This is a genomic window from Haliscomenobacter sp. (assembly GCF_033763495.1).
In the GTDB taxonomy this organism is placed as follows: domain Bacteria; phylum Bacteroidota; class Bacteroidia; order Chitinophagales; family Saprospiraceae; genus Haliscomenobacter.
In genome coordinates this window covers 61419-82334 of sequence record NZ_JANRKL010000148.1, presented here as the reverse complement: position 1 = coordinate 82334, position 20916 = coordinate 61419, and the positions used below count along the sequence as shown (strand labels likewise).

The following is a 20916-nucleotide window of genomic DNA, read 5'->3' as shown; positions in this document are numbered from 1 at the left end:
TTGCCAAACCGAATCGAATCAAACAAATAGCCTCACTCCGAAACAATCTCCCTCTCCACACTCTTCCGCCCCTCCAGCAGCCCCAGGACCGACAAATCCTCATCCAAATCTTCCCAGGAAATCCCCTGCCCTCCGGCAATCACGCGTCAGTTGTTCAATTGCTCCGGTGTAGCTTCGGCAAGTCGCCAGTACCAATCATAAGGAATGCCCAATTCTCGGCCATCTTCCAGCAGGACATAAAAGCGCTCTGCGGCAATGCGCACTTGGGTTGCTTTGATCGTTTTGTATTCAGCTAAAGAACTCATACGTTGGAATATGGAGCGGGTTTAGTTCACGTGAGTTTTGAATTAAAACTGCCAGGAGGGCAGTTATCCGGGTAGAAATAATGGAATGTTTAAGGTTCCAGGCTGCCCGGCGGGCAGCTATTTACAAGATTTTTTCAAAGATAGCTGCCCGCCGGGCAGCCGCAACAATATACCGATTACCTTGTATCTACCAAGTAGCTGCCCTCCAGGCAGCAAAACACCTCGTCTGGAATTAATCGAATTGATTTTCAATTCCATTAATTCAAAACTCAGGTTAATTAAGCATTCAGGCTTACCAGGCAATGTTTCTAAACTGCGCTGTTTTGTTTTGCAAAATAAGGGTACTTAGGGATAAAAGCAATGCTCGCTCCCAAACGTCGTCACGGAAGTAAGCTATCCGTTCACTAAACTCCAAATCACAACACAAAAAATTTTCACTTTTCATCCCTAAAACATCTTATCTTTGTTGAAAAGTAATTGCTGATGGCCAAAAAGCACATCCGATTCGATTGGGCAGCGAAAAAAATGCTGCGAGACAAAAAGAACTTCGGCATTCTCGAAGGCTTTCTCTCTGAGCTTTTGGGCGAAGACATTAAAATCGAAGGTCTTTTGGAGAGTGAGAGCAACCAAGAGGACGAAGATGAAAAATTTAATCGGGTCGACTTATTCGCTGAAAACTCAAAAGGCGAGCACATCATCATCGAAATCCAGAACACGAGGGAGTTGGACTACCTCATGCGGATGCTTTTTGCAACCTCAAAAGCCATTACGGAATACCTACCTGTTGGAGCAAAATACGGGGAGATAAAAAAGGTAATTGCCGTGAGCATCGTGTACTTCGACTTGGGCAAGGGGGAAGATTACGTTTATGTCGGGCAAACCAAGTTCAAGGGCTTGCACACTGACACCGTACTTCAACTCACCACAGCGCAGAAAAAATTACTCGGCAAGCCGACCATTCACCAAGCCTATCCAGAATATTACCTCATCCGCACAACCAAGTTCAACGACATCGTGAATGACAGGTTGGATGAGTGGATTTACTTTTTCAAGAACAGCGAGGTCTTGGACGAGTTTCGGGCAAAGGGCATGAGTGAAGTTCGCGAGAAATTGAATGTGATGAATTTGCCCAATGATGAACTCAAAAGATACAATAAGTTTTTAGAAAGCCTTCATGATGAAGCAAGTTATGCAGAGACCATAAAAATAGAAGCAGAGGAGGCGGCAGCAAATGCGGCTAGAAAAGTTGAAGAGGAGTTTCGAGACGATGAAAAGAAAGGAATTGCATTAAATCTGGTAAATATGAACTTCCCGGACGAGCAAATTGCACAAGCGACTGGGTTAGACATTGCAGAAGTAAAAAAACTGCGGAAGCATAAATAATCTTCGTCAAACTATGCATGGCTACTAACCGCTTGACTAAGTTGTTGATAAAAAGGTTATCCCAAAAAACTTCCACCCATGAAACCATCAATCACACTATTTACCTTCCTTGTTTGGCTCTGTTCCCTCCCATCCCATGCCCAATCGTGGCAGTGGGGTGCCCACGGGGGCGCGACGTACACCAAAATGCTTTGGGCCGATAAACCTAAGGACAGCCCCTGGGAGCCCCCGGAAACCCAATTCAGGCTCTCCTATGCGCTGGGCCTATCATCGAGCTACCGTTATTCTACCCGGTTCTACAGCCCGTTCCAGTTAGATTTTTACAACAAGCGCTTTTCGGTCAGCACGGGCGGTACCGTGAGTACCTTTAATGATCAGGGGCAATACATTCTCATCCGGGCGGATCATTTGGATTATCAGTTCAACCAGCTAGCTTTTGCCGGAGGCATAGGGTACAATGTGTCGAAAGGCCTCGCCGTAGAGGCCATGCCCTACTTCCATTTCAGCTTGGGTACCCAAAAAATAAAAGTAGGCGATGTCATCCCCTGGCGGGAAGATGTCAACTTCCAGCAGGGGTATGACTTTGGTATTTCGGGATACCTTCGGGGGGATATTGGCCCCATTTACGCCAAGGCGGGTTACCAGTACGGGCTTAGAAAAATGGAGGAGTACGCCATCTTTGACGACATCGGGCAAGGGCTGGGAAAACTCCCCACCAGGAATACGATGTTCTTGTTGGTTGTGGGGTACTCTTTTTAGCCTTCGAATACTTGAAAGGGTATATCCGCAGGGCAATTGACCAAGTTTCCGCCACTTCCCCAACCTTTTACATATCCTTTACAAGCTTTTACAACTAAAACGCTACAAGGCAATTCTCCCCCCATACCTTTACCCCATTGTTTCACCAAACCAATGATGGCCATGAAAATCCATAACCTTGCTTTTTTGCTGCTTTTCCAATTCCTTTTTGTCTGTGATGTGGCATTTAGTCAACTACAATCAGATAGCTCTAGGACAGAAATTGTAAACTTTAGTCAGCAAAATTCAGATAGCACCAGGGCGGAAATTGCAAACACCGTTTTAAAATCCAGCGATGGCGGACAAACCTGGCAGGACATCAGCGAAGGGCTAACCGGAAATGCGCAGGGCGAGGGTTTCTTTGCCAATAATAAGTTGCCCATCTACCCCAGTTTTCCCCAGAAAGACGTACGCACCGTTTTACAAACTACCGGAGGCCGCGTTTTTATCGGCTGCGACAATGGCCTTTTTAGATCCACCAACAATGGAAAAACCTGGAAGCAAGTCCATAACGGCGGCTGGGCAATGAAAATCGTAGAGTCAAACGGGGTACTGATGGCAACCAGCCAGGTGGGGATAATCCGATCAACCGATGGTGGAGAAAACTGGGATGCTGTGATTAGTGAGGGCGGTGTGGGCATCGCTGTCGAAAACATCAAAGGTGGATTCGCGGCCATCACTTTCAATACAACATCGGAGACCAGAAGAGTGCGCACATCCTACGACGGAGGTAAAACCTGGCAGGCTATTGATGCGGGACTTCCGGCAAGCCTGTCCATTGCCTCCATTGTGCAGGTTGGTGATGACTTCTTTTGTGGGCATCCTAATGGCATTTTTAAATCATCAGACAAGGGGAAAACCTGGACGCTGTTGCTGCCTTCTATGGGCAATAAGGTCTTCAATTTATCTGTTTCGGGCAATGTGATTTATGCCATCCCCAGAGATGGAGGATGTTGAAAAATAATACTACTCGACATTTTTGTATTTCAGAAACGAAGGGTATGAATTGCCACGTGCTTTAGCGCGTGGCAATTCAAGTCCTCCGAGTAAAATGTCCAGGAGTATAGTGATTTTTTACTTCAGCGCCTTCAAATACGCCACACTCTTCGGCACATTGATCATTTCATAATTGCTTTCATCCTCGATGAAACAATGTTTCACGCCACCTTTTTTCGCCGCTTTCAGGATAGCCGGGAAATCGGCCTGCCCAGTCCCCAACACCACGTCATTTTCAGCGGGTGTATGTCCAGTGTTGTCACCAACCACCCCTTTGCGCAGGTCTTTCAGGTGCAACATTTTCCAGCGACCCTTGTATTTTTTCAACAGTGAAACCGGGTCGCCACCACCATGGATGGTCCACAGTACGTCCATTTCAAAGGAGACGTATTCTGGATTGGTGTTTTTGATGATGTAGTCCATCAGCGTCCCATCCTCGTAGGGGCGGAATTCGTAGCCGTGGTCGTGGTAGCAAAGCGTGATGCCATTTTCTTTCAGCACCTTGCCCGCTTTGTTGAAGTCTTCAACCGCTTTTTTGGCCTCCACGATGGTAAAGTCATTGCCTTTGTGCGGTATCCAGGCGCACATCACGTAGGAAGCGCCGAGGATTTTAGCGGTTTTGACCACTTCCATCGGGTCTTTTACCAATTGTTCGTAACCCGCTCCAGTAGAAGGGATTTTAATGCCCCGGTCATCACAGGCTTTGCGGAAATCCTCAGGACTCATGCCGCGTGGAGCACCGCCCTCGATTTCGGTAAAACCAAACATTTTAATGGTGTCCAGCGCCTTCATGGCATGGAGCGGGAAGCTGCGGCGGAAGGTGTAGGTTTGTACCCCTAATGGAAAGCCGTAGATGGATTTTTGGGCCTGGATCTCGCCGAGGCACAAGATGCAGAGCAGTAGAAAAAGGTATTTTTGCATGATCGATTTATTTATAAGTTGCGTTTTTTTAATTCACTCACCGCGTAATTCGCCGCCCGTGCCGTGATGGCCATATAGGTCAAAGACGGGTTTTGTGTGCCCGTAGAAGTCATACAAGCCCCATCGGTTACAAAGACGTTTTTGCAAGAGTGCACCTGATTCCATTTGTTCAGAATGGAAGTTTTGGGATCAGCACCCATTCTCACGCCGCCCATTTCGTGGATGTCGGAACCTGGGTTTGACTTGGTGTCATTCGCGTTGATGTTTTTGAAACCCGCTTTGCTGAACATTTCCTCCACCTGTTCCTGAAAGTCTTTGACCATCTTGTCGTCGTTTTCAGTCCAGGCCACGGAGGTAATCAGTTGTGGGATGCCATACTTGTCCTTGAGTTCGGTATGCAGGCGCAGGTGATTTGACTCGATAGGTACACACTCACCCTGCATCCAGGCACTGACGCCCCAATTGCCAAGCTGGGGATGGATGAGCTGGTTTTTCAAATCTTCGCCAATCCCGTCCCGGTTGGTCACCGTGCCTCGCCCTGCGCCAATCCCGATGGAGTAGCCACGCAGGAAATCGGTGTCTTGCTTCAAGACATTGCGGAAGCGTGGGATGTAACCATTGCTAGGGTTTTTACCCGAGGTGGTTTTGTCCAAAAAGCCTTCCACTGAGGCATTGGCCTTACCCCGATAATTGTGGCAAGTGAAATATTTACCCAATACCCCGCTGTCATTGCCCAGGCCGTTTGGGAATCGATCCGAAATGGAGTTGAGCATGATCATGTTGCTATTCACCGCGCCAGCGTTTACAAAAATCACTTTGGCGTAGTACTCGATCATTTCTTTGGTATTGGCGTCGACGATGCGCACACCACTGGCCTTGCCTTTTTTCTCGTCGTAAATGATGGAATGCACCACCGAGTGGGGCCGCAAAGTCATTTTCCCGGTTTTAGCAGCCCAGGGCAAAGTGGAAGCATTGGCACTGAAATAGCCGCCAAAAGGACAACCCCGATTGCACAGGTTGCGGTGTTGGCACTTGCCCCGCCCTTGCTGCAAATGAATGGGTTGTGGACTGGTAATGTGGGCACAACGCCCCTGGATCAATTGCCGATCGGTATAATTTTTAGCCAGCACCCCTTGCAAATGCTGCTCCACACAATTCAATTCAATGGGGGGCAAAAACTCGCCATCGGGCAGGTGTGGCAAGCCATCCTTATTGCCTGAAATGCCCGCAAATTTTTCGACGTGGCTGTACCAGGGCGCAATGTCCGCGTAGCGAATCGGCCAGTCGATGGCATAACCATCCCGGGCCGGGCCTTCAAAATCAAAGTCACTCCAACGCTGGGTTTGGCGGGCCCACAACAGGGATTTGCCACCGACGTGATAGCCTCGCGTCCAGGTGAAAGGTTTTTCCTGTACAAAGGGTTGCTCATCGGCTTTGATGGCCCAATGCAGGGTTTCTTCCCGCAAAAAGCTGCGGCCATAGGCTTCACGAACCGCCAAGGGCACTTGCCCCCGGTGTTCAAATTCCCAGGGGTGTTTGTTGGCAGTAGGGTAATCTTCGATGTGTTTGACATCCCGCCCCCGTTCGAGTACAAGGGTTTTGAGTCCACCGTCACACAATTCTTTGGCGGCCCAGCCACCACTGATGCCCGAACCGATGACAATCGCGTCGTAGGTGTTTTTTTTGCGGGCGTTTATATTGAGATTGGCCATTTTTGTTGAAATTTAACTAGCTTTTTACCGGAACACACCCATAATAATGCCCTGGCACCATTTCGTACTTCAAAAAAGTCGTCTGCACATACTCCGAAGTAGTGTAGCCCTGGATGGTGAGGTTTTTGATGAGGCTGTAAAAATCTTTTAGATCCTTGTCCTCCCCTTTTTCAAGCTCCAGTAGTAGAGCCTGCTTTTGAGCAAGTGGAAGCGCCGCAAATCCCTGCTGGAATTTGGCTTGTGCGATACCTTCCACCCGAGCCAGGCTCTTTTCTACGTTGTCTACCACCTTCTTTTCATAACAATCGGCCAGCATGGTATTGATGAAAGCAGGTACCCCTAGGGATTTGGCCCCCTTGGTTTCCGATTCCGGAATGATGGCTTCGATGATGAGTGCCAGGGTATTGCCCTCCAGCATAGGCAGGGGTGGCAGGGCCATTGGCGGCAAAGATTCCAGCGACCAGGCCTTGGCCCAGTGCGGTAGCGCCACCAGCCCTCCAGCCAGCAGTGCCATATTTTTGATGGATTTGCGTCGTTGCATGTAGTAGTAGTATTGTAAAGTTGTTGTGATCTTGAGTTGCCTACCAAAAAAATCAAATAGACCCCGCCCGACCTTTAAGGATGGGCCGTACATCCTTGTTATTCGCATTCACGCGGGTAAGGCTATTTTTGAAGCTCAGTTCGAGCTGGTCTCCCGTAAAGTTGAAGGTCAATAAATCGTGGTGTGGACTTTCGATGTAGCGCAGGACAAGCACAAAGGTATTCTCGTCTTTCCAATACCCGTTAATGGCGGTTTTTTTCAACCGAATGCCACTGGCACGAGAAGTGGGTTTTACAGTCAATGCATTTCCAGGAAAAGTGGTTTCTCCAAATTTCCAGGCACCGAGTCCAGCACTCATGCTGTAGTTTTCCTTTTCACCTTGCCAATCGAGGGTACATTTACCTTTGGAAAAAGCCAGTTTAATGCTTTTCAAACCCATTTCATTGGGCTCCAATTGAAAACTGCGTTTAGACCAAGGTGCCGGGATCTCGCTTTTTTCCAGAGGCAAAGCCAGTCCTGCGGTTTTGCTCTTCAGGTTTGTTATTGCACTTGCATCGGAATTGCGGGCATCAAAAGCGGGCAGGATATGCTCCCAAACGAGATCCAGTTGCCCCTGCATGTTCGGGCTTTCACTGGTGATCACCAGCACAGCGTCCTGTTCGGGCATCACAATGGTGTATTGACCATTGGCGCCATCGCCCCGGTAGGCGTTATTGCGGCAGCGCCAAAACTGGTAGCAGTAGCCTTGCAGCCAATCGTTCTCAGCATTGGGGCGGGTAGGTTTTTCTGGGGCAGGTTGTTGTATTTTGAAACTGGTCGCCTCTTCGACCCATTCCTTCGACACGAGCTGTTTGCCGTTCCATAGTCCTTTTTGCAAAAACAGTTGTCCGAATTTAGCCAGGTCTTCGGTTTTGACCCTCAATCCCCAACCGCCCACATTGATGCCTTTCGGACAGGTTTCCCAATCCATTCCTTCAATCTGGAGTGGATCAAACAGACGAGGTTTGAGGTAATCAACGATTTTTTGGCCCGTCACTTTTTGCACGATGGCACTACACATATAGGTTGCACCGCTATTGTACAAAAACTGGGTGCCAGGCTTGTATTTGAAGGGGAAGGCCAGGAAGGCTCTGACCCAATCTTCTTCTTTACGCATGGCCTGCGAGGTGTCAACTTCGTGGCCAACCGACATGGTCAACAGGTCTTTGATGGTCAACTGTTGCAATTCCGGACTGATGTTTGCAGGTAGGGACTCTGGGAAAAACTTGATTACCTGATCTGTGACCTTGAGTTTGCCTTCCATCACCGCAAAACCTACTGCCGTAGAGGCAAAACTTTTGCTCATCGAGTACATGGTATGCCGCAACTCGGGGGCATAAGGTGCCCACCAAGCTTCGGCAATCACTTGTCCGTGGCGCAAAAGCATAAAACTGTGAAACTCGTGTTTACTTTGGTTGATTGCCTCGATAAAATTGATGATCCGAGCAGCATCAACCCCTTGGGCTGCCGGAGTACTGCGAGGGAGGCTGCTATTGGTTTTGAGCAAAAAATCTTTGGAAAAACCAGCGCCCAAACCAAAATACAGGCTGCTTAGTCCGATTTGAGCGACAAATGCCCGGCGCGTTGAACCCATTAGTTTTGTGTTTATAGTTTATGCAAACAGGGGGTTTCTATGGCGCTTTTTAAGGTAAAAAGCATAAATTTCGCCTGTTTATAGTTCAGCCAAATTTATGTTTTTATTTCTGGAAAAACCAATAAGCTGCAGCCGCATTTCCAAATCTGTACTAATTTAGAGAAGATAAATTACCTTCGTCGACATGTTGAATACCAATGCACGCGATTATTTACTGTCTATTTGGCCAATGCTTCCCGGGGAAGTGCTGGAAGACCTTGCGGCCATTTTTCAGGAGTTCAGCGCCAAGCGCAAAACGGTACTCACCGCCGAAGGGGAAGTGGAAAAATACCTCTATCTGGTGCAGGATGGGGTGCAGCGGGCGTATGCCATCGGAAGTGACGGGCGCGAGGCAACGCTGGTGTTTACCTATGCACCTTCTTTTTCGGGAGTGGCCGATTCTTTTTTGTTGCAAAAACCTTCTCGGTATTGGTTTGAAACCCTCACCCCGAGTAAATTTCTGCGCGCCAATTTTCGGGATTTTGATGCCGTTTTGCTCAAACATCCACTTTTAGAACGCTTGATTCGACTGGCCCTGAGCCAAACCCTGGAAGGGGTATTGGTGCGCCAAATCGAATTACAATCTTTTACCGCTGAACAACGCTTTCGCACCCTAATGACCCGGAGCCCGCACCTCTTGCAGCTCGTCCCGCACAAATACATCGCCAATTACCTGGGTATGGATCCCACCAATTTCAGCAAATTGTTGGGTCAAATCAAGATCTAATGAAATCTTGGTTTTTACCAAGTTTTTTGAAGCTGCGGCCCCGTAGGTTTGCAGAAAAAAATACCTATGCAAGCCAAAACACTTTTGGACACCCTTTACCAGCAAACCGAAGCCATACTGGACAAAGCCGTACACGAATGGCAAAATATGCCGCCGCAAAAACTGAATGTGGAGCCAGCTCCAGGCCGTTGGAGTGCAGCACAATGCCTGGCACACTTGAACGCTTATGGGAATTATTATTTGCCTGCCATCGAAAAAGCCATTCAGGAGGCGCAACAGGCAGGCAGTACACCTGCAACGGAGTTTCGGAGTAGCTGGCTGGGGGCTTATTTTACCAAGCTGATGCAACCGGATTCCAAAACCAAAATGAAATCACCGGCTAACGCCATTCCGCCCACTTTCTTGAACCCTGCAGAAACCCTGGCCCAATTCATCGACCAACAGGAGCGGATGTTGAAGCTGATCGAAGCGGCTCGGACGGTGAACTTGAATCAGGTGCGAATTCCTATTTCTATTGCGCAATGGATTCGATTAAAATTGGGCGATACTTTTGGATTTTATACAGCGCACCATCGGCGGCATGTATTGCAGGCGGAACGGGCTTTGGAGGCGGTTTCGAATCCGGTAATGGCGGTAGAGAAGTAATTTACCGTTGCCTGTTCTTTAAGCAGGCAACGCTTTTGCTGGTTTTGTTGTACCTTAATGTGGGTGATTTAAAAAAAGGCAGAACCTTCTCTAAATCATCCGATTGAAACCAGCGATTGCCATGAGAAAATTATCCAATTGTGTCGTGCTGTTGCTTTGCCTGGGGATAATGCAGCTTCCCGGCTTGTGTTTGGCCCAATCCGGGGGAGAAATCTGTGAGAACGGACGGGACGATGACGGCGACGGGTTGATCGACCTCAATGACCCCGACTGTACCTGCGCAATCATCCAACCCAAATCGCTGATCCCAAACCCTTCTTTTGAAGAATTCAGCTGTTGCCCCCAAACCCGTAGTCAGCTCAACTGCGCTGAAACCTGGATTCAGGCCTCCGAAGCCACCACCGATTATTTGCACACCTGTGGCTGGATGGGTTGGGACAATCTACCAGCCCCACTTCCATTTCCTGATGGCAACGCAGCAGTAGGGTTCCGCAATGGCCGCTTCAACCAACAAATGGACGATCCAAACTGGAAGGAATACACAGGTGCCTGCCTGTTGGGGCCTTTAAAAGCAAAAACGGCTTATAAGTTCAAATTTTGGGTAGGCTTTACGGTAGCGAGAGAATCACCACCGACCAATATCGTTTTTTATGGTGCAACCGATTGTGCTTCCCTACCCTTTGGCAAAGGCAATACAGCTCATGGTTGTCCGCTCAACGGGCCGGGTTGGGTAGAACTGGGGCGAGTATTCATTCAGGGGGCTAATCAATGGATCCAATATGAAATCAACGTCACTCCCCAGCAAAACATTCACGCCATAGCCATTGGGCCGGATTGTGAAGTTTCTGCCCCGGCTACCAATCCTTATTATTTTTTTGACAATTTAGTCCTGGATGAGCGGCGCAATTTTGAATATGCCATCAGCGCCAAAGGTTTTCCCTGTACAAATGATCAGTTTTTTCTGGAGGTTCCCAAAATCGATGGTTCCAATTATCAATGGTACAAGGAAGGTATAGCCCTGGTCGGCGAAACCAAAGCAAACCTACAAGTCAAAACAGGCGAAGGGCGTTACCAGGTGCGCATCAGCGACGATGATGGCTGCCGAGTTACGGTGCCCTATGTGCATTTGTTTCCCCGTTCTACCAATTTTATTGCTCGGAAAATCTGCCCGGGTACAAGCTATAATTTTAACCAAAGGCAACTCCGCAGCGCAGGAGAATACATCGATACGGTCAAAACCATCCACAATTGTGACAGCATTGTACGGCTGAGTTTGAGCATTGAAGATGATTTGATAGATACCGTTCAAGCGCGGATTTTAGAAGGGGAACAATTCAAGGTAGGTAGTCGGCTTTACGGTTCTCCGGGACAATTCCTTTCCACCCTCAAGTCGACCATTGGTTGTGACAGCACAGTGCTGCTTAACCTGGATTTTTATAAAATTTTCTTCCCTACTGGTTTTAGCCCCAACGACGACGGCAAAAACGACCGCTTTGGTTTTTATGGTGGGGAAGAGCTCCAACGCATTGCGTCCTTTTATATTTACGACCGTTGGGGTGGTTTGGTCTGGTCGGCAAAGGACGTTCAACCCGGAGAAGAAGCAGCCTTTTGGGATGGTACTGCCCGCTCGGAACCGGCACCTCAGGGTTTGTATACCTATGTGGCTACGCTCATTTTGGCGGATGGGCGGGAGCATGTGCGGTATGGGGGGGTGACGTTGGTGCGGTGAGGCACCATCACTTTTTTGTACTCCAAAAGGCTATTTAAAATTTGCAGCTACCCATAGTAACCAAAAACCTAGTGGCGCATTATGTTATTGATTCTAAACAAATCGATCAACATTCTGAATCATGTGTCGTACAGCTTCAAATCACCTGTTCTTATTGATGCTTTTCTTCTGTGCTACTAATTCGAGTGGGGGGCTGTTCGGCCAAGCTTTTGACCATCCGCTTTATGAATTAGAAGAAAGAATTATGGAAGGCGATAAAGATGCTTTATTTGAAATCGCACTCTATTTTGACAGTAAAAAGGATTTTGTTGAATACGTAGATTTCAAGGAATGGACAACCAAAGAAGCAACAAAAGCCAAAAGAATCGTTAGAGAAAATTGCCAATTTCTGGATTCAGAAATTATGATCAATGATTCGACAAGTGGAAAGCAATTTTTTGATTTTCTATTCGAGAATCGCCAAAAAATCTTTTTCTCAAAAATTGCCACATCGTTTATTCTTACCCCCCTGGAAAATCGAATGGTCCATTATGAAATCCGGGAGCTTTCGCCCTTGAAGAAAAAAGAGCTACAAGGTCAGGCTGGAGAATTACTGAATTTGGGTTGGGTCAAAGCAGCCAGGATCGATTCAATGATCGTTCAAAAGTCCCCAGAAGCTTTGCACTTAATTGCGGTTCAATTGTTCAAACACCGCAGGAAGAGTGACAATTATTCCTATCCAGAAATGTACATTGACTTGCTCCAATTTTTGACCGACCTGGAGATTGGTGTAAAAGATAACCAAGGGAAATTCGTATGGCAGGTAAATGAGTTTTTTTATGACGAGCCCCGGTTCAATTTATTGGTTTTCTTTGTAAAACATCACCAGCAATTCGCCTGGAATGAACAAGAACTTAGGTTCATCAATCCACAGCTTTCCGTCAGGCCGCTGGAAAAAGAAGAATACCTGTTTCAATTGCTGAGCAATGAGAACGATTCTTTAGCCATGGATGCTTTCATTCAACTAAGTTCTTGTCCGCCCCAAAAGGTAATATCCGCAGCAAGTGAATACTTTGATTTTAGTATGGTAAAAAATGATTTCATCCCTATTTTCCCTTGTGCCTTCATCACAAAAACAGCGGAATTGACCGCTTATTGCCGCGATCATGGCATTGATTATGAAGGGTCTGCGCTTTTACAAAAAAAAATTACCTTACTGCGCACTGAATTACCAATTAATGAAAGAGTGAAATTAGAGAGCGAACTCATTCAAAGCCTTAAGCTGGAAGAAATTACTGCACTCGAATATTGGGCATTGGTTTATGAAAGTCGTTGGCAACTGGGCAAATCGACCAGAAGAATCTTGAATGAATTTTATCTAAAAAATTGGCAGCAAATTTTAGCCCAGCCCAAACACCTGGACCTTTACCTTAAAAAAGCAAACCTATTGTATCAATTGACCTACCAGGGATTCTACAATGACTATCGCGGAAGATTTAGTCCGCTCACCGCTGAAGAGTCAAAAGCTTTAAACAATCATTCGACTCAAGATATGGAGGTGAAAGCGGAGATTGAGTTATTGTTGGGTCATAAAAAGCATTAATTTATCTACACCTCAACAAACAACTCCCCCCTACTCAACAACCTCGCTGTCCGCAACACCCCTGCCTTTTTTACCACTATTTTTCCATCCAGCAGCTCATAATTCAACTGCACCTTGCACTCCCCCGAAGGATGTTCAATGGAAAAAAGGCTGACATCTGGATTCAGCAACTGAGCGACCCCTTCCGCAATACTCCCCGGGACCACCACCGCTGTCGCCACTGAAATCGCTGCCAATACCCCAATCGCATCATGCACGACCTGGGGAATAAACATGCGGGTGTGCAACACACCGCCGTGTTTTGGCGGAGCAATCAGGCACATTTTGGGCACCGTTTTTTGCGCCACCTCGCCCAGATTCATGAGGGGACCAACCTGAATCCGAATTTGTTCAATATGCGCTTTCAATTCCAAATTGTTGCTCAAATCTTCCACCGACTCATACCCACTGAGTCCAAAATCGGCAGCACGCAGCAGCACCACTGGCATGCCGTTATCGATACAAGTCAGCCTAAAGCCACCCACCTCATCCAATGCATTGCCCGTTGGCAACAAAGCCCCACAAGTGCTCCCTGCCACATCCAGGTAATTGCAGATGACCGGCGCAGCGGTGCCCGGGACCCCGTCGATCCGGGCAGTGCCCGAGTAATTTACCTGCCCCGCAGGTGTTTCCACCAAAACCTCACAAATCCCCCCGGTATTCAGCATGTTTACCCGCACTCGGGTTAGTGGGTCACTTGCTTTGACCAGGCCTGTTTCAATCGCAAAAGGTGCCACTCCTGCCAGGATGTTCCCACAGGTTTGTCCAGTCGAAACTTGCCCTTTACCTACCACTACCTGCAAAAAAAGGTAATCCACATCGGCATCAGGGTGCTTTGATGGGCCTACAACTGCGGCCTTACTAGTCAGGGAATGGGCTCCACCGAGGCCGTCAATTTGGCGAGGGTCGCCCTCGGTGGTACCTTCCATAGCCAGCAAAACAGTACGTTTGATGGCTTCTACATCCTCGGGCAGGTCTTTGCTCAAAAAGAACAGGCCTTTGGAGGTGCCACCGCGCAATTGCATATAGGGGATGGATTTTTGCATAGCGAATTGCTTGTTTTTTAACTTATCTTATTTGGTAACTTAAATTACGCACTTTTTTACCGCAGAGTTTCACAGAGTACACACAGAGTTTCGCGGAGTTTTTTTAGGGGCACCTGCGGTGCGGAGAGGCCACGGAGGTCACCTTTGCTGAAGTTTGGGTGCTTACATTTTATTAAGTGACAACATTATCATGACTTGATCTTAAGCATGATTTTCCTGGAGCACAACCTCTAGCCACCGCAGGTGGCAAACTCCTTAAAACTTAAAAACTCTGCGAAACTCTGCGTGTACTCTGTGAAACTCTGCGGTAAAAAAATGTGTACTGTGAGTTAGTACCTCATGAAGTCTCTTCAACCCTATCGTTCAACCAAGTCTCCCAACTGACCCCTTGCCGCTTTTGACATCCTAGCCTCCAGTCCCTTTGCTTCCAGCATCTCCACCACCGCGGCCATTTCTTCCCTGCGGCGGGCAGCATGGGTGTAAGTTCCGCTCACAAAACGGTCAATCAATTCATCTTTACCTCCAATAATGGAGCGAATCTGCTCACGGATGTAAGCCTCCTGCCCAAAGGCTCGGCCCACCTCTACCGCTTCGTAAATCACCCCAGCAATGCCCTTGTACACAATCGAACGCAGGAGTTTTAGTTCGGCGGCTGTACCAATGGCGGCATCGGGCAATACTTCGATTTGCAAGGGGTAGATCGCCATTTTCTCCTGAAACAAAGCCGCTCCCAGCCCGGCAGCCAGCATTGGGGTGCGAATACCCGAGGGAGGCACCGGAGCCATGATGGCCAGGTCTACAAATTGCGCGCCGGAGCTTTGCAGGATTTCAGCAATGGCTTGTTTTTTGCCCGGCGCCGAAGTATTCATTTCCAAAAACACTTGCCAGGGTTGCAGCACAGGCAAGATCTCTCTCGCAACTTCCTCCGATACGGTCGAAAGATTGACGCTAAAAATGAAATCTGCCCCCTTAACTGCCTCAGCGTTGCTTGCCGCCAAAACAAAATCAGCTGGCAGAAGCCGTTGAGGATTGGGATCCCAGCCTTGCACTTTGATGCCCAATTCGGCCAAATCCCGCGCAAAATGGCTGCCCGCTTCTCCAAGCCCTAAAATGGCAATACAAATTTCAGTATCCGAATTTTTCATCCCAGCCATAAATTTGAATTGACGTTTTTCCTTGACGCAATTGAGCCCTTACCGCTTCCTCCCGAGCCTCCCGGGCAGTGGCTTTTTCGATGGCTTCTTCGATCCGCTTTTGGGGTACCACCACTACCCCATCGCGGTCTCCCACGATGATGTCACCGGGATGGATCAGGCATTCACCGATGAGGACGGGTTCGTTGAGGGTACCTTCACCGTAGTTGCTTGTCCCACGAATGCAGAGCCCTCGACTGAACACCGGAAAACCCATGGCTTCAATGTCATCAGCATCGCGTACACAGCCATCGATGACCAGCCCGGCAATGCCTTTGGTTTTAGCGCCTAAACTCATTAAATCGCCCCAATACCCCGCTTCGTAAAAGCCGGAACAATTGACAACCAGCACCGAACCGGGCGAGGCATAGGCGTAAGCACGGTGCAAAAGGACATTGTCGCGAGGCATGGTTTGTACGGTATAAGCGGGGCCGCAGACCTTCATGCCTGGATGAATCGGCTTAATCGCTGAAGGCAAATTCCCGGTTCGCCCCAGGGCTTCATGCAGGGTAGCTGCCGAAAATTGGCGGAGTTGTTGAATGGCATCCATATCAAAAAATGCTTGAAACGATCCGAGGTACCATACTTTGGTGTGCCTCGGCAAATTGAATTTGTTTTTTGCCGGAAATCCGGCGGGCGTGGTTGGCCCGGCGGGCGGCCAGCTCTGCGTAATAGTCGCGCAGATAGGTTTGAGCACCCATACAGGCCATGGCGGCCAGTTTTTTGTCCATCACCGAAGTAATGTCGATAAAGGTATCGGGCACAAAACCGCACAATTCCGGCTGATGGGGTTCAAAACTGTACCAGGCTGGAGGATCGATGTTTTTGAAAGCGCTGGGCACTCCGGCCCCGGAGGAAAGCAAACGAGCACGTTGAACAGCCTGAAAAGCCAGGGGATGGTCGGGGTTAAATGGGTCTTTTTCCGAATGGGTCAGGATAACTGTTGGTTCAAAATCGCCCACCAGTGCGGTCAATTGGGCAATTCTTTCCTCCGACAAGAGCATGGGATAATCGCCCCAATCCCAAAATTGTATGGGGGTTCCGATGGCGTCTGCAGCGCGTTGGGCTTGTTCGTGGCGGATGATTTTGACACTCTCTTCGCTGCGCTGGGGATCTTCTTTCCAGAGTTCGCCGGATTCCCCGCGTTCACCGTAGGATAAGGCGAGCACCAGGGTTTCGGCACCTTCTTCGATGGCTTTGGCAATGGTGCCAGCAGCGCGCCATACAAAATCGGCGGAGTGGGCACCGACGACTAGTAGTTTCTTTTTCATAGGTGATTGTTTAGGTTGGTTGAGAAGGTTGAGATAGTTGAGAAAGGTTTAGGCTACAGCAGCGACTTTGACAAGGTCGCGTCTAAGTCGCTGCGGCAGCCTCAACCTTCCTCAACTATCTCAACCTCCCTCAACTTTCAATATCAGGCATTGGTGTTCCTCTCGTATGAAAGCTCGCCACCGTAGCCAATCCCCAGGCCTGCCCCTTTTTCCGCTCCTCCAAGGTCCATTTGACTGTTTCAAAATCGGGATCGAGCACCAGGCGAGCGGTGGTATTGGCAACTTCGACACGGTTGCCGCCGGGTTCGTACACGTATAGGAAAAAGGTTTGCTGGATGGCATGTTTGTGCGGGCCAGTTTCGATAAAAATGCCATTTTCCAGGCAAATGTCGGCGGCGATCAATACTTCTTCTCGGCTGTTGACGGCGTAAGTGACATGGTGAAGGCGATTGTCCAGACCCAGGTGATCGCCTGTAACGGCCAGATCGTAGGATTTTGAGTTCACCTGAAACCAAACTGCCAGTGGGTTTTGATCTTCCAGATTATCAATGATGGTTTCGGTGAGGACTCCGCCCAGCGTGTCCAACTGAAAATCGCGAAATGCCCGGATATCCGGTGCCAATAAATTCAGGTGGTCGATACGGCGTACGTTGATACCCTTGGCCGGGAATTTGCTGGCGGTATTTTTTAAGGCCGACTGCATATCGCCTTCCGCTTTGTACTTCTGGCTTTCAAAATACAACTCAGCCACATGTCCACTGGGGTACCGAAACTGGTAGGCAGGTCCATGCCCAACGCTTTCATGCCAGCCGATGCCCGCTCCGGTTTTGGCCAGGGCTGCTACCCTTCGCTCCAGGGCCTCCTGGCTTTGGGTGCGCCAGGCAAAATGGCCAATGCCTGCCTGATGACGAGCTGTGAGTTTGAGGGTGTGGTGCTCGTAGTCGTCGTAAGCCCGCAAGTAGATCGAGTCTCCACTGGCCTCGCTGACGTACATGCCCATGATGTCGGTAAAAAAACGGGCACTTTGATCCAGTTTGGGCGTGTACATTTCCACGTGTGCCAAATGGGCCAGGTCGCGAATGATGGTTTTCATAAGTTGGTGTAAATGCTGCTGATGTAAGTAAGGGTTAAATTTCGGGCGCTTTGCGCAAAATTGACGAAAACTATTGCTAGTATTGTAGATAAAAATCGAACATCAAATGAGCAAAATCAAACCCTTGCTCAACTTCGAAGGCTTGTACGGCGATCAGAACACCCAATTTTCGGCCGATTACATTTTTCTGGAGCTCATTGCTACCCGCAGCAAAGCTTTTGACTGGAACATTTCCCCACATTTGCATACCCATCTGTTTCAATTTTTTATCATTGAAAAAGGTAAGGTTTGTTTTCTAGGGGAGTCTGGTAGTATGGATTTACAGGCTCCTTGCATCCTGCTTTTTCCACCCAGCGTGCTGCATGGCTTGGTGTACAGCCCGGATGTACATGGGCATATTCTGACACTTTCTGAAAGCATCGTTGAGGCTATTTTTCCAACATCCTCGCCGCTGTGGCAGACTTTTCACCAGGCCCAAGTCCTCCGGGATTTCGAGCTGGACTTCCCTTTTTCTGCTTTCATCCAACTCATTCAATCCATTGAATTGGAACTGTTTAGTGAAAAACCTGCCCGAGAACAACAAATTCGTGCCCACTTTGCCAGCTTTTTCATTCAGTTTTACCGACAAGTTATGGATCATGCCGCGCAGGAAAAAGACAATGTGATGATGAGCCATTTTAGAAAGTTTCAAAAATGCATCAAAACTGCCAATTTCCCTAAGAGCATTCCCCAATTTGCTGCCGAACTCGCCATTACCACCGTGCACCTCAACCGCATTTGCAGAGCTGTGGCAGGTAAACCAGCCATCCAGTTGGTACAGGAGCACTTGGTTGGCGAAGGCAAAAAATACCTGACCCATACCTCCTATTCAGTTTCGGAAATTGCCTACCAGCTCAATTTTGAATACCCCAACTACTTTGCCAGGCTGTTTAAGAAACATACCGGGGTTTCACCTATGGAATACCGGGCAAAGGAGCGGGGCAAGGAGTCTGTTTAGGGCGATAAAAAATAAGTTCTCATTTTTTCCCCGCTACCTTGAGCCATTTATCCAAAAAAGCAAACACCTTTTCTAGGTTTTCTGGGGTACCAAAAGCAGGTCCACCGTGTTTGGCGCCTTCCAATGGAAGAAACTGTACCTTATCCTCTCCCAATGTCGTGGTCAAAACCTTGGCAAAATCTGCCGATTGTTCAAAAGGAACCAGATGATCTGCAGTACCGTGTTGAATAAAAAATGCCGGGTCATTCGCGGTAACGTAGGTAGCCGGGTTGGCTTTGCTTACCAAATCACGGGCTTCGGTGATTTTTTTGCCAATTAAAAGGGATTCTGGGGAATTCGCCTCGTCATGGTCGCTGCGACCTTTTCCTGAGGCTTTAAATTGCAAATCCATGGTATTGAAATTGATGGGGCCAAACCAGTCCACTACCGCCTGGACTTCGCTTGACTCCTTAGCATTGCCCATAGTGAGGTCTTCCAGTGCAGCAACACCCCCAGTGGTGCCCGCCATGGCTGCCAAATGTCCGCCTGCTGAGCCACCCCAGGTTGCTATTTGATCAGGATTAAGTTGATATTTTTTGGCATTGGCACGAATAAAACGAATGGCTGCCTTTACATCAAAAATTTGAGCAGGAAAGATGGCCTCGCCGCTCAAACGATAATTGATGCTGGCAATGGCATACCCGCGCTTTAGTGCTTCCAATACGGGGGTAAGTTGGCCGTCGGCCTTGTCGCCCATTTTGAACGCACCTCCGTGAATATGGACTATCAGAGGGAAAGGTCCCGACCCCTCATTGGGGAGGTAAATGTCCATTTTTTGCGCTGAAGAAGCGCTGGCATAGGCAATATCAAGCCATTTTTTCTGCACAAAAGAGGTATTGGCGGAAGGGGGTTGACAACCAAGAAAAACAGGCATGGTGGCCATAAAAAGAAAGAGTTGAAGAAATAGCTTGATTTTCATGATTTTAGGTTTTGAAATTTGAAGGAAAAAGATTTGTGTTCAGCCCAATAGAGGAAAAAGGCAACAATAGTCAGGGCGAGCAAGCAGAATGGCGCGTAATTTATGCCTTGTGCGATTGCTTTGGTCAATAAATTTGGCTCCCCACTGATCCGCTCCAGCAGCCAGGCCAAAGCAGCAATGGAGACCGTAGCGGCGAAAACATTTCTAAATTTTCCATTAACTGCACATTGACTGATCAAGATTAGAGCGGGTAAGCACAGCACAATGACGCCAATTTGCATGGCTTCAATTCCCAGGTTAAAACCGAATAGGCTTAGGAGGAGTTGGGGTAAATCCAGCCTTAGGTTCGACAGTGTCTCAGCAAAAGCCATGCCGTGAATCAGGCCGAAGTCAAGTGCAATCCACCATTCTTTTCCTCCAAAAACGGGCTTAACCGCATGGAGTGCAGAAACCAATATTGAAATGGCAATCAACAATTCAATGGGCTGGGCAGGGACACTGATCCAGCGCATGGTGCCAATGAGTAAGGTAAGTGAATGTCCAATGGTAAACGCCAAGGTCAGCTTGAACAAACGCCCTAAGCTATACCTGAAGCCCCCATATTTGCTCCAACGCCTCCCCGCAGAAAGTAAGGGTGCGGGTAAGAGCAAGGCCAACAAAAACAACAAATGATCTGTTCCCGCAGCAATGTGCTCCACGCCCAGGAAAAACATCTTTGAAAATTCAGCCCAGTTGTTTTCCTCATCAAGCCTTACCTCTAACGGGAGAATTTTTCCCGTAGGAATGTCCAAATGAATCGTACCAACCTGCTGCCTGTTCTTTTCATTTCTCCATTTCGAAAACGCCGACACCAGGATGGTGTGGGTAACCACCTGATGAATCACAGCATCGTAATGCAACATAAAATGGTGCAGGTCTTCACCTTTGGGAGGCAACATTGTGGCTGTACCTTGTAATTCGTAGTACAGCCCGTTGATTGGATTTTCGGTTTTGCCGAGCTTGAAATCCTCGATCTGAATGGTCCAGGCATCCCCCTTCAAGGTTTTGGCCTGAATATGGGCTTGCAAATATGCGCGCAACCTGGGTTGGTATTGCTGCATAAATTGCGCAGGGTCAAGGTCTTCATTTAAGCCCCAGGCGGCAGTCAATTCATTGAGGGGAATTTGTACCTGTACATGGACTTGCTTCACCCCTACGCTCAATTGAAGCAAGGAATTGGGCATCGGGTGGGCTTTCAGCTGTGGATGGGCAAAAAGAATTGCCCCAACAATCAGCGATAAAAACGGTACAAGGCTCAAGGCCCTGAAC

Annotated in this window: 19 protein-coding genes and 1 pseudogene; 8 read left to right on the top strand and 12 right to left on the bottom strand. The window is 48.4% G+C overall.

The features are described from left to right. Window positions 1-32: 32 nt before the first annotated feature. Window positions 33-305 (bottom strand): annotated as a pseudogene (locus SFV55_RS15275) (DUF2442 domain-containing protein). Between the two features lie 483 nt (window positions 306-788). On the opposite strand from SFV55_RS15275, the gene SFV55_RS15270 reads away from it, so the two are divergent. The 3 genes from SFV55_RS15270 (at window position 789) to SFV55_RS15260 (ending at window position 3443) form a co-directional block, all read left to right on the top strand. Continuing rightward, window positions 789-1688 (top strand): Rpn family recombination-promoting nuclease/putative transposase, encoded by a 900-nt coding sequence (locus SFV55_RS15270; protein WP_320030387.1) that lies wholly within the window; start codon window positions 789-791, stop codon window positions 1686-1688. Window positions 1689-1766: 78 nt separating this feature from the next. Further along, window positions 1767-2447 (top strand): hypothetical protein, encoded by a 681-nt coding sequence (locus SFV55_RS15265; RefSeq protein WP_320030386.1) that lies wholly within the window; start codon window positions 1767-1769, stop codon window positions 2445-2447. Between the two features lie 162 nt (window positions 2448-2609). Next, a complete protein-coding gene (locus tag SFV55_RS15260) occupies window positions 2610-3443 on the top strand; it encodes an exo-alpha-sialidase (RefSeq protein WP_320030385.1) in 834 nt (277 codons plus the stop codon). A gap of 117 nt (window positions 3444-3560) precedes the next feature. On the opposite strand, the gene SFV55_RS15255 is transcribed toward SFV55_RS15260, so the two are convergent. From SFV55_RS15255 to SFV55_RS15240, 4 genes are read right to left on the bottom strand one after another with little or no spacing between them, the layout of a single operon-like run. After that, window positions 3561-4403 (bottom strand): sugar phosphate isomerase/epimerase, encoded by an 843-nt coding sequence (locus SFV55_RS15255; protein WP_320030384.1) that lies wholly within the window; start codon window positions 4401-4403, stop codon window positions 3561-3563. Between the two features lie 11 nt (window positions 4404-4414). Further along, window positions 4415-6115 carry a GMC family oxidoreductase gene (locus SFV55_RS15250; protein ID WP_320030383.1) on the bottom strand — a complete coding sequence of 567 codons (1701 nt, stop codon included), beginning with the start codon at window positions 6113-6115 and terminating at the stop codon, window positions 4415-4417. A gap of 16 nt (window positions 6116-6131) precedes the next feature. Further along, window positions 6132-6656 carry a gluconate 2-dehydrogenase subunit 3 family protein gene (locus tag SFV55_RS15245; RefSeq protein ID WP_320030382.1) on the bottom strand — a complete coding sequence of 175 codons (525 nt, stop codon included), beginning with the start codon at window positions 6654-6656 and terminating at the stop codon, window positions 6132-6134. A 52-nt stretch (window positions 6657-6708) separates the two neighbouring features. Then, complete coding sequence (locus SFV55_RS15240) at window positions 6709-8289, bottom strand: serine hydrolase (protein ID WP_320030381.1); 1581 nt, start codon at window positions 8287-8289, stop codon at window positions 6709-6711. Between the two features lie 184 nt (window positions 8290-8473). Between SFV55_RS15240 and SFV55_RS15235 the strand changes: the two genes are divergently transcribed. From SFV55_RS15235 to SFV55_RS15220, 4 genes are all read left to right on the top strand, one after another. Then, complete coding sequence (locus SFV55_RS15235) at window positions 8474-9055, top strand: Crp/Fnr family transcriptional regulator (protein WP_320030380.1); 582 nt, start codon at window positions 8474-8476, stop codon at window positions 9053-9055. Window positions 9056-9121: 66 nt separating this feature from the next. Beyond that, entirely contained in the window at window positions 9122-9700 is a 579-nt protein-coding gene (locus SFV55_RS15230; protein WP_320030379.1) for a DinB family protein, read from the top strand. Window positions 9701-9821: 121 nt separating this feature from the next. After that, a complete protein-coding gene (locus tag SFV55_RS15225) occupies window positions 9822-11429 on the top strand; it encodes a gliding motility-associated C-terminal domain-containing protein (RefSeq protein WP_320030378.1) in 1608 nt (535 codons plus the stop codon). Between the two features lie 121 nt (window positions 11430-11550). Continuing rightward, a complete protein-coding gene (locus SFV55_RS15220) occupies window positions 11551-13011 on the top strand; it encodes a hypothetical protein (RefSeq protein WP_320030377.1) in 1461 nt (486 codons plus the stop codon). A gap of 5 nt (window positions 13012-13016) precedes the next feature. Here the strand turns inward: SFV55_RS15220 and SFV55_RS15215 are convergent, their stop codons facing one another. The 5 genes from SFV55_RS15215 to SFV55_RS15195 form a co-directional block, all read right to left on the bottom strand. Next, entirely contained in the window at window positions 13017-14096 is a 1080-nt protein-coding gene (locus tag SFV55_RS15215; RefSeq protein WP_320030376.1) for a 4-oxalomesaconate tautomerase, read from the bottom strand. A 356-nt stretch (window positions 14097-14452) separates the two neighbouring features. Next, complete coding sequence (locus SFV55_RS15210; RefSeq protein ID WP_320030375.1) at window positions 14453-15250, bottom strand: NAD(P)-binding domain-containing protein; 798 nt, start codon at window positions 15248-15250, stop codon at window positions 14453-14455. Continuing rightward, complete coding sequence (locus SFV55_RS15205) at window positions 15222-15839, bottom strand: 4-carboxy-4-hydroxy-2-oxoadipate aldolase/oxaloacetate decarboxylase (protein WP_320030374.1); 618 nt, start codon at window positions 15837-15839, stop codon at window positions 15222-15224. The genes SFV55_RS15210 and SFV55_RS15205 overlap by 29 nt, the downstream gene beginning before the upstream one ends. Before the next feature lies 1 nt (window position 15840). Next, complete coding sequence (locus SFV55_RS15200; RefSeq protein WP_320030373.1) at window positions 15841-16560, bottom strand: PIG-L deacetylase family protein; 720 nt, start codon at window positions 16558-16560, stop codon at window positions 15841-15843. Between the two features lie 130 nt (window positions 16561-16690). Continuing rightward, a complete protein-coding gene (locus SFV55_RS15195; RefSeq protein WP_320030372.1) occupies window positions 16691-17653 on the bottom strand; it encodes a VOC family protein in 963 nt (320 codons plus the stop codon). Between the two features lie 106 nt (window positions 17654-17759). On the opposite strand from SFV55_RS15195, the gene SFV55_RS15190 reads away from it, so the two are divergent. Further along, the gene (locus tag SFV55_RS15190; RefSeq protein ID WP_320030371.1) at window positions 17760-18650 is read left to right on the top strand and encodes a helix-turn-helix domain-containing protein; all 891 of its coding nucleotides are present in this window, start codon (window positions 17760-17762) and stop codon (window positions 18648-18650) included. 19 nt (window positions 18651-18669) lie between these two features. On the opposite strand, the gene SFV55_RS15185 is transcribed toward SFV55_RS15190, so the two are convergent. Both SFV55_RS15185 and SFV55_RS15180 read right to left on the bottom strand, forming a co-directional pair. Next, window positions 18670-19608, bottom strand: a complete 939-nt coding sequence (locus tag SFV55_RS15185) for an alpha/beta hydrolase (protein WP_320030370.1) — start codon at window positions 19606-19608, stop codon at window positions 18670-18672. Beyond that, entirely contained in the window at window positions 19605-20906 is a 1302-nt protein-coding gene (locus SFV55_RS15180; RefSeq protein WP_320030369.1) for a HupE/UreJ family protein, read from the bottom strand. Before SFV55_RS15180 ends, SFV55_RS15185 begins: the two co-directional genes overlap by 4 nt. Window positions 20907-20916: the final 10 nt, after the last annotated feature.

Coding starts and splice junctions, on each gene's coding strand:
- SFV55_RS15270 (WP_320030387.1), top strand. CDS start 789: ATGGCCAAAAAGCACATCCGATTCGATTGGGCAGCGAAAAAAATGCTG.
- SFV55_RS15265 (WP_320030386.1), top strand. CDS start 1,767: ATGAAACCATCAATCACACTATTTACCTTCCTTGTTTGGCTCTGTTCC.
- SFV55_RS15260 (WP_320030385.1), top strand. CDS start 2,610: ATGAAAATCCATAACCTTGCTTTTTTGCTGCTTTTCCAATTCCTTTTT.
- SFV55_RS15255 (WP_320030384.1), bottom strand. CDS start 4,403: ATGCAAAAATACCTTTTTCTACTGCTCTGCATCTTGTGCCTCGGCGAG.
- SFV55_RS15250 (WP_320030383.1), bottom strand. CDS start 6,115: ATGGCCAATCTCAATATAAACGCCCGCAAAAAAAACACCTACGACGCG.
- SFV55_RS15245 (WP_320030382.1), bottom strand. CDS start 6,656: ATGCAACGACGCAAATCCATCAAAAATATGGCACTGCTGGCTGGAGGG.
- SFV55_RS15240 (WP_320030381.1), bottom strand. CDS start 8,289: ATGGGTTCAACGCGCCGGGCATTTGTCGCTCAAATCGGACTAAGCAGC.
- SFV55_RS15235 (WP_320030380.1), top strand. CDS start 8,474: ATGTTGAATACCAATGCACGCGATTATTTACTGTCTATTTGGCCAATG.
- SFV55_RS15230 (WP_320030379.1), top strand. CDS start 9,122: ATGCAAGCCAAAACACTTTTGGACACCCTTTACCAGCAAACCGAAGCC.
- SFV55_RS15225 (WP_320030378.1), top strand. CDS start 9,822: ATGAGAAAATTATCCAATTGTGTCGTGCTGTTGCTTTGCCTGGGGATA.
- SFV55_RS15220 (WP_320030377.1), top strand. CDS start 11,551: ATGTGTCGTACAGCTTCAAATCACCTGTTCTTATTGATGCTTTTCTTC.
- SFV55_RS15215 (WP_320030376.1), bottom strand. CDS start 14,096: ATGCAAAAATCCATCCCCTATATGCAATTGCGCGGTGGCACCTCCAAA.
- SFV55_RS15210 (WP_320030375.1), bottom strand. CDS start 15,250: ATGGCTGGGATGAAAAATTCGGATACTGAAATTTGTATTGCCATTTTA.
- SFV55_RS15205 (WP_320030374.1), bottom strand. CDS start 15,839: ATGGATGCCATTCAACAACTCCGCCAATTTTCGGCAGCTACCCTGCAT.
- SFV55_RS15200 (WP_320030373.1), bottom strand. CDS start 16,560: ATGAAAAAGAAACTACTAGTCGTCGGTGCCCACTCCGCCGATTTTGTA.
- SFV55_RS15195 (WP_320030372.1), bottom strand. CDS start 17,653: ATGAAAACCATCATTCGCGACCTGGCCCATTTGGCACACGTGGAAATG.
- SFV55_RS15190 (WP_320030371.1), top strand. CDS start 17,760: ATGAGCAAAATCAAACCCTTGCTCAACTTCGAAGGCTTGTACGGCGAT.
- SFV55_RS15185 (WP_320030370.1), bottom strand. CDS start 19,608: ATGAAAATCAAGCTATTTCTTCAACTCTTTCTTTTTATGGCCACCATG.